Origin of the sequence: Ahrensia sp. R2A130 (assembly GCF_000179775.1) — a bacterium.
Lineage (GTDB): Bacteria > Pseudomonadota > Alphaproteobacteria > Rhizobiales > Rhizobiaceae > Pseudahrensia.
In genome coordinates this window covers 225,087-237,429 of the sequence record NZ_AEEB01000003.1, presented here as the reverse complement: position 1 = coordinate 237,429, position 12,343 = coordinate 225,087, and the positions used below count along the sequence as shown (strand labels likewise).

The window sequence follows — 12,343 nt, the reverse complement described above, 5'->3', positions numbered from 1 at the left end:
TTTGTGTATGAGGAACTACCCATGAGCCCGCAGAAGAATATCCTTCGCCTCGTTGATTTTGGCCGCAAGAAAAGTCGAGCCCCCGCTGTCGGGGTGCGCGGTCTTCATCAATCGCCGATGGGCAGCCTTGATTTCGTCGATGCCAGCCCCCGCAGCAAGCCCCAGCACCTCATAGGCCTCCTGTTCGCCCATGGGTCCCGTGCTCGGCGCAGCAGTCTGCCCCGCACCGGCATCGCCCTCTCCGTCTTCACGCCAGGCGGGAAAACGGCGGTCAAGATACGCGTCTAACAAAGCGAGCGACTGGCCGTCATCGACGACTTCACTGCGAAGATCGAGAATGTCGGCCTCGTCCATCTCGTCCAACACACGCCCTTCGTGGCGACCGACGAGAACAATGCCGTTCATCTCGCCACTGTCGTGATCCAGTTCCATCTCAAGTGCTGCGGACCGGACAGAAGATTTGGACGGGCCGGATGAACCACCGCCACCGAACATTTGCGATACGCCGCCCCAACGCCGCCAAAGTGCGGCACCGCCCATCACCATCATCATACCGAGGCCTGCACGACCTAGCAGCAATGCCCCGCCACCCAACACAAAAAGCGTGACTGGTAATGCACGGCGAATGATCGTGGCGAGTTGTGCTGCGGGCACGACAACAAATAGCACAGCAGCGATTAAGCCGAATGCGATCAGGCCGGTGATAAATGTCATTTCAATTGCTCCAAAAGGGCCTGCGCGCCCTTATCGCCCTTTGCCCGCGCGTCTTCCAGTGCCGCGCGGCCGCCACTAACAAAACGGGCAACTGCTTGGAGAAGATCAGCCAACCGCGCCGCACTGCCCGGGCCAAAGCGCATGTAAGCGCCGCCGGACAGGCGTGAAATTTCACGGAACGTGCGCTCTGTGTTTCCGTCATGGCCTTCCTGAAACATGAAACACGGCACGCCCAGAAGTTTCAACTGGCCTGCACGATGGCAAAGCTCGTCTGCGTTCTCTTCCATCGCATCGCCAACAAACACCATCGCGTCAACACGGGAGCGGTTGGCGTTTTGCGGGTTTTTCTTACCCGCTTCTTTGATGGCGTGAGAAAGCACCTTGCCGATTTGGGTCTGGCCGCCCCGACAATCGATACCTGTCATCAGATCGCGAAGTGCGGCGGGCCGCGTGACCCATTTTGATGCACGGCACTCGCCGTATCCGCGAAAATAAACTAGCTGCACATCCAGCCCGCCAGTGTCTTCAACAGAGTTGAACATTTCGGACTGGATCTTTTGCGCCTCATCCCATGTGTGACCACGGCTCAGCGTTGCATCTAACGCGAATATCAGCCCGCCAGCACCCTCGCCGCGCCCTTTCAGTTTGGAAGCAGCCTTCAGAAAGTTGGAAATATCGCTGCCGGTTGACGTCGTAGGCGTCGTGATCGGCTTCTTTGGCGTAAGATCTTTGCTCATGCCTGATAGTTGGGCTGCCAAACGGCCCGTGACAAGTCGCGCTGCGGTCGCGGCTTGGCGTTATCTGCATCTTGTCTGGTTAGGCAAAGATGTCCGGCATGGCGACTGGTTCTGCCGAACGCTGCAACCACACTTTGCGCGCGTCGGCCCGTTGGCGACCAGCCTCATCCACGGGCAAGCGCAACATCTTGATGAGATTGCGAATTTCCAACAATGCAGAATGATGGGAACGCGATGCACGGTCGGTCAGCCCAAGGTTTTTTACATCATCCAACGCGGTTAGGCCCTTTGGGAAATATTCGCGATAGACCACGCGTTCCGAAATTCCATCGGCCACACGGAAGCCAAGACGCAGCGATAATTCCTTCACGCAAGCGTGGAGATTTAACTGGTTGCGGGAGCCGATTGAAGCGAGACGGTTGCGCACTACAATCCAATCCAGAAGGCCGTTGTCAGCCAGTCGCCTCTGGCGGCGCGCTTCGCGTACCATCATGGCGTAGTGGGAAACGTCGACTATTTCGAGACTGTCACCGTCAACTCGCCCAAGCACGTCAAAATCAACGAAACTATCGTTCATGGGCGTTACCAGCGTGTCAGCCATCGAATGAGACAGGCGCATGAGATAGTTGTCGGAACCGGGCGTATCGACCACCACGAAATCATGGCTCTCTTCGACATCGGACACGGCCCGCACGAAGGCTGCGAAATCTTCGCTCTGCGCGTCACGTTGTGAATCGACAGTGGCTGTGTCGAAGCGGAAATGGCTGGGCAGTTCGAGATCGACCTTATGGGTCTGCGCAAAATTACGGCGGTTCTGCACGTAGCGGGTCAGCGATTTCTGGCGTGTATCAAGATCGATTGTCGCCACGCGAAAGCCTGCCTTGAGCAGTGCCACCGTTATGTGCATTGACGTGGTCGTCTTACCGGAACCGCCCTTTTCATTTCCGCAAACAATCACATGCGCATTGCTTTTGCGGCGCTTGGCTTTGCCAGCCGCCTCGAAGGACATCACATCACCGGTCAACATCGTCATTTTCCCCAAACGAGATCCACCCACAGATCTTTGTCATCGCCCTAAAAGCACCCTTGTCAGGCGCTTGGCCGAACATGGATCGAATTTCGATACAAATTGCCTCAAAGTCACAAAGCTTTGGGATTTGATGTTCGACAGGGTTAATTGTTCGCTTGAAAACGGATGGTCAAAGAAGACCGAGATCGGCCAACTCGTTCTGCAAATCTGCTGGCAAAGCGGCTTCTCCAGCCTGTAAATCCGGTGGAACATCGGCTTCCACCAGATATCGCCAGCCTTGGAACGGACGACGTGGCACCCAACGGGTCGGAATGAGTTCGCTCGCCAGATGAAGACGACAGCGCTTGATGCCATCCGGTGTCGTGAACGGTTCGATGTCGCGGAAGAGCTGCCGCCCCTGCACATGACCTTTGATGACCCAGTATAGCGAACCGCCGTCCAGCAGTTCATCCATGCGCTTCGGCACCATACGAGTGGTGTGGAAACTTGTGCCGGTGCGCTGCCGGTGAGCCACATATCGGTGCAGCTCTTCAAGGCTGTCGGTCCCGACGCTGAGTTTGAGCATATTGAGCGGCATCAATCGACTTCCGTAGGTGTTTCCACGCGCATGGCAATTTGACCGGCTGCGGCTTGGCCATCTTTCGTTATGGCGATATCGCGAATGATGCCGTCTGCGGGTGCGACCACGGCATGTTCCATTTTCATAGCTTCCACGGCGAACAGCATGTCGCCTTTTTCCACCTCGTCACCTTCCGACACGGTGAGCGCGAGGATCCGCCCGTGCATGGGAACTTTGACCGAGCCATCGGAGCTGCTGTCGCCTGTCTCATCTAGCGACCAAACCCAAGGGCGCACCTTCACCTGTCGTCCTGCGGCGAGTGCGTATGTGATATCGCCATCTCGAGCGATAGAAATTTTCGGGTCCGGGGCGCTCCAAGTCACTTCGTTTTCAGAGATAGAAATGCCATCAGCACCATGGCGAATACGGAGATCAAGCGGTTCACCATCCACCTCGACCCGAAGTGGTGTTTCGCGTGCGCCGGACAGTTGGAAGCCATCGGTCGCAGTCCATGGAGAGTTGGATTTGGACGCGGTCTGCATCGACTGAACTGCCGCTGCGATGAAGGCCAATGAATTATCATCAACCGCCGTCAGCGCCTCAAGATTACGGTCGATGAGGCCTGTATCGAAGTGACCGGCAGCGAAGCCTTCATGCTCCAGCAGTTTGATGAGAAAGCCCGCATTAGTTTGCGGGCCGGCGATCTGCACCTGTTTCAACCGTTCGGCCAAACGGCGCATGGCTTCATCACGTGTCATGCCGTGAGCGATAATTTTCGCGATCATCGGATCATAAAATGCGCTGACCTCGTCGTCGGTTTCAACGCCCGTATCGATACGGATATGGTCGTCGTCGGCGCCGAAATCGGCCGCGATGAGCTTGCCTATTGACGGCAAGAACCCGGTCGATGGGTCTTCAGCGTAGAGGCGCGCCTCCGCCGCGTGACCGGTTATGGATAGCGCGTCCTGCTTCTTCGGTAGCGTTTCACCGGACGCCACGCGCAACTGCCATTCCACCAGATCGACGCCGGTGATGGCCTCCGTTACCGGATGTTCCACTTGAAGACGGGTGTTCATCTCCATGAAATAGAACGAATCTTCGCCAAGATCACCGGACACGATGAACTCCACCGTACCAGCACCCTGATAGCCAACCGCCTCTGCAGCACGGCACGCCGCCTGCCCCATGGCCGCGCGAAGTTCCGGTGTCATGCCCGGTGCGGGTGCTTCTTCGATCACCTTCTGGTGGCGGCGCTGGAGCGAACAATCGCGTTCGAACAGGTGCACGACATTGCCTTGGCTGTCGCCAAACACCTGCACTTCGATATGGCGCGGGTTTTCGATGAATTTCTCCACCAGCACGTCGTCGTTGCCGAAAGCCGCCTGCGCCTCGCGCATGGCAGCTGACAAGGCTTCTGCAAATTCTGCGGGTTTCTCGACCTTCCGCATACCTTTGCCACCACCGCCGGCGACGGCTTTGATGAGCACGGGATAACCGATCTCGTAAGCCTTCCGACGTAACAGATCAGGGTTTTGGTTCTCACCGTGATAACCCGGCACCACCGGCACTCCGGCGTCGTCCATTATAGATTTCGCACGGTCCTTCAGACCCATGGCGGAAATGGCCGATGGCGGCGGGCCAACGAAAATCATCCCCGCTTCAGCGACAAGCGTGGCGAATTTCGCGTTTTCAGAGAGGAAACCGTAGCCGGGGTGAATAGCGTCCGCACCGGCTTCACGGGCAACCGCGATGATGCGGGCTTGGCGAAGATAACTTTCTTTCGGCTCTGGCCCGCCAATCTCGAATGCCTCATCTGCCAGCCGCACATGGCGGGCATTCGCGTCTGCAGTGGAATGAACAGCAATCGTGCGGATGCCCATGCGACGTGCTGTGGCGATGATGCGGCAGGCGATTTCGCCACGATTTGCGATAAGAAGAGAACGGATCATGGAAGCGTTCTAACCGGCAAGTGCGCCTTGCACCATCACCGAGATGGGGTTGCCCTCAACACTCTGCGATATTCACCGGAACATTGACCGCCAAACCGCCTTGGCTGGTCTCTTTATAACGCTCGTTCATGTCCATGCCCGTTTGGCGCATGGTTTCGATACAGGCGTCCAGAGGTACGAAATGGGTACCATCGCCGTGCAGCGCCAAGGATGCGGCGGTAACGGCCTTAACCGCGCCAAGCGCGTTGCGTTCGATACACGGCACCTGAACCAGCCCTCCAACAGGGTCGCAGGTCATGCCAAGGTGGTGTTCCAGCGCAATTTCGGCAGCGTTTTCCACTTGCTCCGGCGTGCCGCCCAGAACAGCGGCGAGACCCGCAGCGGCCATGGCAGCAGCAGAACCAACCTCCCCCTGACAGCCGACTTCCGCACCGGAAATTGATGCCTTGTGCTTGATTATGCCGCCGATGGCAGATGCGGTGAGCAGGAAAGTTTCGACATCCGCCTGGTTCGCGCCTGCGTTGAATTTGTTGTGGTAGGCCAGCACCGCCGGGATGACGCCTGCTGCGCCGTTTGTGGGCGCGGTGACGACCTTGCCTCCAGCAGCATTTTCCTCGTTCACCGCCATGGCGAAAACTGACAGCCAGTCGTTTGCGGCGAGCGGTCCGAGATCATTGTCCTTCCAACGCTCTTCCAACCGTGCGGCGACCGATGCGGCGCGGCGTTTGACCTTCAAGCCGCCGGGCAATTCGCCCTGCTTGGAAAGGCCGCGCTGCATGCAGTCGTCCATGGCTTTTGCGATTTCACCCACGGATTGCTGCACATGGTTGGGTCCGCGCATTGCTGTTTCGTTGGCACGCTTCATGTCTGCGATGGAAAGCTTGGAGCGTTTCGACATCTCCAGCATTTCTGCAGCGCTCTCGAAGGGCCACGGCGCCGTCTCTCTGCGCTCGTCATTGTCGCCACCCGCCTGGGTTCGGGCCAGTTCGGTGTCGTCCACCACGAAACCGCCACCGATGGAGTAATAGACTTTGCGGAGCAGCGGGTTGCCGGCGGCGTCCAACGCAGAAAACCGCATACCGTTGGCGTGACCGGGCAGTGTTTCGTCATAGTCGAAAATCAGATCGCTGTCGGCATCGAACCGCCAATGATCGAAACCGTCAGCATCTATGCGATTGCTCGCAGCGTTCCTTGCCAGAATCACATCGACATCATCAGGGTCGAGCGTGGATGGCTCAGCGCCCATAAGCCCCAGAATCACTGCGCGGTCTGTTCCGTGGCCTTTACCTGTAAAAGCGAGCGAACCGTGCAGCGACACTTGTAAGCGATCCACCTGTGCAGACGCCGGGCGCGGCCAATCGCCATCGCGCAATTCGTGCAGAAAACGACGTGCCGCAACCATCGGACCCATGGTATGGGAAGAGGATGGACCGACGCCCACTTTGAACAGGTCCGTGATCGACAGAAACATAGTCTTCCCCAAAACTTCCTAAGCGAGAACGCCCGATGCAATTCGCACATCCTCTGCAAGAAGCCGTGCTGATACAACGCTACAAACGGTTTCTGGCTGATGTGCGCTTGCCTGATGGCGACATGCTGACGGTGCATTGCCCCAATCCCGGCGCAATGATGGGGCTGAACGACCCCGGCAACCGCTGCTGGATTTCAGACAGCCACAACCCCAAGCGCAAACTGCGCCACACACTGGAATTGGTGGAAGCTCAAGCGCCGGAAGGGCCGGTGCTGGTGGGCATGAACACGATGCTGCCCAACAAACTAGCTCGAGAGGCTATCGAGGCCGGACGTATTCCCGAGCTTTCTGGCTACGACAGCATTCGACCGGAAGTGCCGTATTCCGAAAACTCCCGCATCGATATGTTGCTGGAACATCCCGACCGGCGACCTTGCTATGTCGAGGTCAAAAACGTGCATCTTGTTCGAGAGTTGGGCCTGCACGAATTTCCCGATTGTAAGACGGCGCGCGGAGCAAAGCATCTAGATGATCTCACAGGTGTCGTTGCTGCCGGTGGTCGAGCCGTGATGCTTTACATTATCCAGCGCAGCGACGGGGACCGTATGACGCTGGCGGCTGATCTCGACCGCAATTACGCAGAAGCGTTTATCAGAGCGCAGGCAGCCGGGGTTGAAGCCATCGCCATTCGGTGCGAAATCTCGACGACGGGTATCGAGGCCCTCCACCCCGTCCAGATGATCGCACCCGAACTGTCTTAACCTTCAGAGCAAGAGCCAACCGTGAACAGCTACATCGCCGCCAACGACGCGCCCCTGAAGAACACGGGGCAGATCAAGCTTTATTCCGCAGCCGATTTCGACGGTATGCGCGCCGCCTCGCAGCTTACCGCGCGTTGCCTCGATGAGGTGACACATATGGTGAAGCCGGGCGTGACGACGCAGGAAATCGACGAATTCGTCTATGAATACGGTCGTCAGAACAACGCCGTTCCTGCCACGCTGAATTATCGCGGTTACCCCTATTCGAGCTGCATCAGCCTCAACCACGTTGTTTGCCACGGGATGCCTGGGCCGAAGCCGTTGCGAAATGGTGACGTTCTGAATGTCGACATCACTTTCGTGCTGGACGGTTGGCATGGCGATTCCAGCCGCATGTATATTGCGGGCCAGCCTAAACGTGCCGCCGAACGACTTGTGGATTTGACCTATGATTGCCTGATGGCTGGCATCGATGCCGTGAAGCCAGGAAATCGCATGGGCGCCATTGGCGCTGCAATTCAGGATTTAGCAGAACGCGAGCGCTGCAGTGTGGTTCGTGATTTTTGCGGCCACGGCCTCGGACGCCTGTTCCACGATGCCCCCAACGTGCTGCATTACGGTCGCACAGATGAAGGCGTAGAAATGCGCCCGGGCATGATCTTCACCATCGAGCCGATGATCAATCTCGGCAAACATCACGTCAAAATCCTCAAGGACGGTTGGACGGCAGTGACCCGTGACCGCAGCCTTTCCGCCCAGTTCGAACATTCCGTGGGCGTTACAGAAGACGGGTGTGAGATCTTCACCACCTCGCCTGCCGGTCTGCACAAGCCCGGCCTCAGCGTCCCGAAAGCTGCCTGACCCGACATGGCGGGACGTGATGATGAAACCGGTGCATATGATGCTGGTTCGCCACCTCCAATCGAGCTGGAAGAATCTCCACAGCTTCCCATATTAAAGACCGCCGCAGCGAAGCCCGAAAACCTTCTCCTCGGCCACCGGGACCGCGCGAGAAACCGGTTTGAAAAAAGACCGGACGCGCTGGAGGATTACGAAGTTCTCGAAATTCTCCTTTTCCAAAGCGTCGCGCGTGCCGACACCAAGGCCATCGCCAAGCGGTTGCTGAAAAAATTCGGCTCCGTAAGGGGCGTTTTGGGCGCAAGTTCTGCCGAGTTGCAGAAGGTCGAAAAAGTAGGACCACGAATGGCAGAAAACCTTGCTGTCGTGGGGGAAATCACATCGCGTGCGCTGAAAGATCGTATCGAAGGGCCGGTCGATCTCGGTTCCTGGTCTAAAGTCATCGCCTATTGCCAGTCGCGCATGAGCGAATTGAAAAACGAGCGGCTTCGTGTGCTCTATCTCAACAAGCAAAACGGCCTGATGGATGATGAAGAAATGCAGGAAGGCACCGTCGACCACACCCCCGCCTATCCCCGTGAAATCGTGCGGCGGGCACTCGAAGTGGGCGCAACGGCTGTCATTTTGGTGCACAATCACCCGTCTGGTGATCCGACACCATCGAGGGCCGATATTGAACTCACACGCCAGATCAACACGAGCTGCCAGACGATGAACATCGCGGTGCACGACCACATCATCATAGGCCGCGACACACACACCAGCATGAAAGCGCTGCAGCTTTTCTGATGGCCCGGTTTCTCACAATTATCGCCGCCATATTCATTTGGTCAGGAAGCGCATCCGCGCAGACCAAGGTGGGCCTAGTGCTGCCGTTGGAAGGCAGCGTGGCAGTACCCGCCAAACGCATGGAATTCGGTGCGATGTTGGCCGCCGGGACATTGCGCGATGAGATGCGAGTGAAGCTCGTTTCGGGCGGTTGCGATGACGAAGAAATCGACAACAAGATCGCGACGTTGAAGAAAGCAGATGTCGACATAGTCGTCGGCCCGCCCTGCTTTTCAGGCGCTCTGGCTATCGCCCGTGGCTTGAATCAGGATGGCGGAAAATCCGTGCCAGTGATCGCCCTGTCCACCCGCAGCAGCGGTATGGAGCGAGCGCGCAGCTATGATGGGTTGCCGATTTTCGAGATTTCGCCACCTGCACGTTCCGAAGCTGCAACGGTGGTTCAGAACATACTGCCCCGCTTCAATGGGGAGCCTTTCGCTATCGTAGATGATGGCAGCGTGTATGGACGTGGGCTGGCAGATGCAGTGCGGCTGGCGGCGGATGAAGCGGGCTTACGGGCTGTTGCGAACGAGAATTTCAGGCCGCTCCAACGCTCGCAAGTCGGGCTTGTTCGCCGACTAGCTGCTGCTGGCGCAAAAGCGGTGTTTATCGCCGCCGAACCGGAAGATGTACTCACCATAACCCGCGATATTTTCCAGTACCAACCGACATGGCAGGTTGCCGGTGGTGAAGCCGCGCGGTTGGTGCCTTTTCTGGAAGGTGCGAACCGGTTGCGCGACGGGCTACTTGCCATCCGTCTTTCTGAATTGAAATTGCTGCCGGATGCTCAACTGGGCAATGGCGTCGATATGGAGCGGTTGGATGTCGAAGACAGCCTTATCCTCGGCTACATCGCCATACAGATCGCCAGCACGCAGGCGAACAAAGAAAGCGGTTTGCTGGGCAATAGCTTCGACACGGTGATCGGACCGATACGCTTTAGCGCAGACGGCCGCGCCAGTGTTCAGGCTTTTGAGCCGATTGTTATGCGCGGCGGCGAATGGCAGCCTCTGCCATGACTTGGCAAGCAGGACCACGCAATTCCATTACCGATATTGCCGGACTTCGGGTGGGCAACGCGCATGATGATTCTCTAAAATCCGGCGTGACTGCTTTGCTCTGCGATCTTCCCAACGTGGCTTCGGTTCACGTGATGGGCGGCGCGCCCGGAACCCGCGAAACCGATCTTCTGTCTCCTGAGAACACGGTGGAATCGGTGGATGCTTTGGTGTTGTCCGGCGGCTCCGCTTTCGGGTTGGATGCGGCAGGCGGCGTTCAACAGGTGTTGCGCGATGCGGGACGTGGCTTTGCTGTGGGGCCGCACCGCGTGCCCATTGTGCCGTCGGCTATCTTGTTCGACCTGATCAATGGTGGCGACAAAGACTGGGGCGATCAGCCCCCCTATCGCGATTTGGGCATTCGCGCCGCACAGGCGGCGTCCGAAAATTTTGCAACCGGAAGCGCCGGTGCCGGTTTCGGCGCGCTGACCGGCGGACCTAACCCAGGCCTGAAGGGTGGATTAGGGACAGCGTCGACCATGCTAGAGAACGGCGTAATTGTTGCCGCTCTTGTTGCTGTCAACGCGCTTGGCTCGCCAGTGTGCGGTGACAGTGGGCAATTTCGGGCGTCCGACTTCGAGTTGAACGATGAGTTCGGCGGGTACCGTGCGAACAGCGAAGATCCGTCCGCCTTGCACATAAAATTCGGCAATCGTGAGCAAGAGGCAGGCGCAAACACAACGATTGGCATCATCGCCACCAACGCGAAGCTATCGAAAGGTGCGGCAAAGCGATTGGCTGTGGCGGCCCATGATGGTTTCGCCCACGCGCTTTGGCCGTCTCACACACCGCTTGATGGCGACCTGGTCTTCTCCATTTCAACCGGAGCGGTCGACGCCGATGGGGATCTGCCCATCTCGATCGAACTGTCTGCCGCCGCAGCAGCCACGATGGCCCGGGCCATTACGCGGGGTGTTCACGACGCCACGACAATGCCGAATGACCTGTTTCCAACATGGGCGGACCGCTTCCACCGCACCTAACGGGGGATTGGGCTTTCGCCTGCGTTGAAGCGCAGCACACGCTAGTGTTAGAGCCTGCTTGCCTTTCCGCTCCCATTCAGGCCGCGCCATGATCCCCCGCTATTCCCGCACCGAAATGACCGACATCTGGTCGCCGGAAACCAAGTTCCGCATCTGGTTTGAAATCGAGGCTCACGCTTGCGACGCGCTGGCGAAACTCGGCGTTATTCCCGAAGAGGCCGCCAAAACCATCTGGGAGCGCGGCGGTGCTGCAACTTTCGATGTGGAACGCATCGACGCAATCGAGCGCGAGACCAAACACGACGTGATCGCCTTCCTCACGCATCTGGCTGAAATCGTCGGCGATGACGCCCGCTTCGTGCATCAGGGCATGACGTCGTCCGACGTGTTGGACACGACCTTCAACGTACAGTTGATGAAGGCAACAGACCTGCTCCTCGCCGATCTGGATGGATTGCTTTCAGCTCTTAAAAAGCGTGCCTACGAGCACAAGGACACTGTTACAATTGGCCGGTCCCACGGCATCCACGCGGAGCCGACAACCTTCGGCGTGAAGCTGGCGCAGGCCTATGCGGAGTTCGAGCGCTGCAAAACACGGCTGATCGCAGCCCGCGCAGAAATCGCGACCTGCGCCATTTCCGGTGCGGTCGGCACTTTTGCCAATATCGATCCAGCGGTGGAAGAGCACGTTGCAGAGGCGCTCGGCATGAGCATCGAACCGGTGTCCACGCAGGTCATCCCACGGGACCGCCACGCCATGTATTTTGCAACGCTTGGCGTTATCGCATCATCCATCGAGCGGCTGGCCACGGAAATTCGCCACCTTCAGCGCACCGAAGTTCTGGAAGCTGAAGAATATTTCGCACCGGGCCAGAAGGGTTCGTCGGCAATGCCACACAAGCGTAACCCTGTGCTGACCGAGAACCTCACCGGTCTTGCCCGCATTGTCCGCATGGGCGTCGTCCCGGCCATGGAAAACGTAGCGCTGTGGCATGAGCGCGATATTTCGCACTCTTCTGTCGAACGGATGATCGGGCCGGATTGCACCGTAACACTGGACTTCGCACTTGTGCGCCTGACCGGTGTGATTGAAAAACTGCTGGTCTATCCGAAAAACATGGACCGCAATCTGAACCAGTTCCGTGGTCTTGTTCATTCGCAGCGTGTGCTGCTGGCGCTCACGCAGGCTGGCTGTTCGCGTGAGGAATCCTACCGTCTCGTCCAGCGCAACGCCATGCGGGTTTGGGAAGATGGTGCGGACTTTCTGGAGGAACTGCTCGGCGACGAAGATGTGCGCAAGGCTCTGACCGAAGAGCAGATCCACGAGAAATTCGATCTCGGCTATCACACCAAACATGTCGACACGATTTTCAACCGCGTGTTCGGCTAAGGCTG

General features: G+C 57.9%; 12 protein-coding genes. 6 read left to right on the top strand and 6 right to left on the bottom strand.

Going from position 1 to position 12,343, the window contains the following annotated elements:
* Nucleotides 1-15 precede the first annotated feature (15 nt).
* The 6 genes from R2A130_RS19075 to R2A130_RS01875 form a co-directional block, all read right to left on the bottom strand.
* Nucleotides 16-714 (bottom strand): DnaJ domain-containing protein, encoded by a 699-nt coding sequence (locus R2A130_RS19075; RefSeq protein WP_009463151.1) that lies wholly within the window; start codon nucleotides 712-714, stop codon nucleotides 16-18.
* On the bottom strand, nucleotides 711-1,451 hold the full coding sequence (locus tag R2A130_RS01895; protein WP_009463150.1) for a hypothetical protein: 741 nt from the start codon (nucleotides 1,449-1,451) through the stop codon (nucleotides 711-713). Before R2A130_RS01895 ends, R2A130_RS19075 begins: the two co-directional genes overlap by 4 nt.
* A gap of 79 nt (nucleotides 1,452-1,530) precedes the next feature.
* The gene (locus R2A130_RS01890; protein WP_009463149.1) at nucleotides 1,531-2,478 is read right to left on the bottom strand and encodes a division plane positioning ATPase MipZ; all 948 of its coding nucleotides are present in this window, start codon (nucleotides 2,476-2,478) and stop codon (nucleotides 1,531-1,533) included.
* Between the two features lie 172 nt (nucleotides 2,479-2,650).
* Nucleotides 2,651-3,058 (bottom strand): DUF1489 family protein, encoded by a 408-nt coding sequence (locus R2A130_RS01885; RefSeq protein WP_009463148.1) that lies wholly within the window; start codon nucleotides 3,056-3,058, stop codon nucleotides 2,651-2,653.
* Entirely contained in the window at nucleotides 3,058-4,989 is a 1,932-nt protein-coding gene (locus tag R2A130_RS01880) for an acetyl/propionyl/methylcrotonyl-CoA carboxylase subunit alpha (protein WP_009463147.1), read from the bottom strand. The genes R2A130_RS01885 and R2A130_RS01880 overlap by 1 nt, the downstream gene beginning before the upstream one ends.
* Nucleotides 4,990-5,044: 55 nt before the next feature.
* Nucleotides 5,045-6,460, bottom strand: a complete 1,416-nt coding sequence (locus tag R2A130_RS01875; RefSeq protein WP_009463146.1) for an L-serine ammonia-lyase — start codon at nucleotides 6,458-6,460, stop codon at nucleotides 5,045-5,047.
* A 35-nt stretch (nucleotides 6,461-6,495) separates the two neighbouring features.
* On the opposite strand from R2A130_RS01875, the gene sfsA reads away from it, so the two are divergent.
* From sfsA to purB, 6 genes are all read left to right on the top strand, one after another.
* Nucleotides 6,496-7,221, top strand: a complete 726-nt coding sequence (sfsA, locus tag R2A130_RS01870) for a DNA/RNA nuclease SfsA (RefSeq protein WP_009463145.1) — start codon at nucleotides 6,496-6,498, stop codon at nucleotides 7,219-7,221.
* 21 nt (nucleotides 7,222-7,242) lie between these two features.
* A complete protein-coding gene (map, locus tag R2A130_RS01865) occupies nucleotides 7,243-8,082 on the top strand; it encodes a type I methionyl aminopeptidase (protein ID WP_009463144.1) in 840 nt (279 codons plus the stop codon).
* Nucleotides 8,083-8,088: 6 nt separating this feature from the next.
* Nucleotides 8,089-8,868 carry a DNA repair protein RadC gene (gene radC, locus R2A130_RS01860; protein WP_009463143.1) on the top strand — a complete coding sequence of 260 codons (780 nt, stop codon included), beginning with the start codon at nucleotides 8,089-8,091 and terminating at the stop codon, nucleotides 8,866-8,868.
* Entirely contained in the window at nucleotides 8,868-9,926 is a 1,059-nt protein-coding gene (locus tag R2A130_RS17340) for an ABC transporter substrate-binding protein (RefSeq protein ID WP_009463142.1), read from the top strand. Before radC ends, R2A130_RS17340 begins: the two co-directional genes overlap by 1 nt.
* On the top strand, nucleotides 9,923-10,948 hold the full coding sequence (locus R2A130_RS01850) for a P1 family peptidase (protein ID WP_040304725.1): 1,026 nt from the start codon (nucleotides 9,923-9,925) through the stop codon (nucleotides 10,946-10,948). Before R2A130_RS17340 ends, R2A130_RS01850 begins: the two co-directional genes overlap by 4 nt.
* An 88-nt stretch (nucleotides 10,949-11,036) precedes the next feature.
* Entirely contained in the window at nucleotides 11,037-12,338 is a 1,302-nt protein-coding gene (purB, locus tag R2A130_RS01845) for an adenylosuccinate lyase (protein WP_009463140.1), read from the top strand.
* The last annotated feature ends 5 nt before the right edge of the window (nucleotides 12,339-12,343 follow it).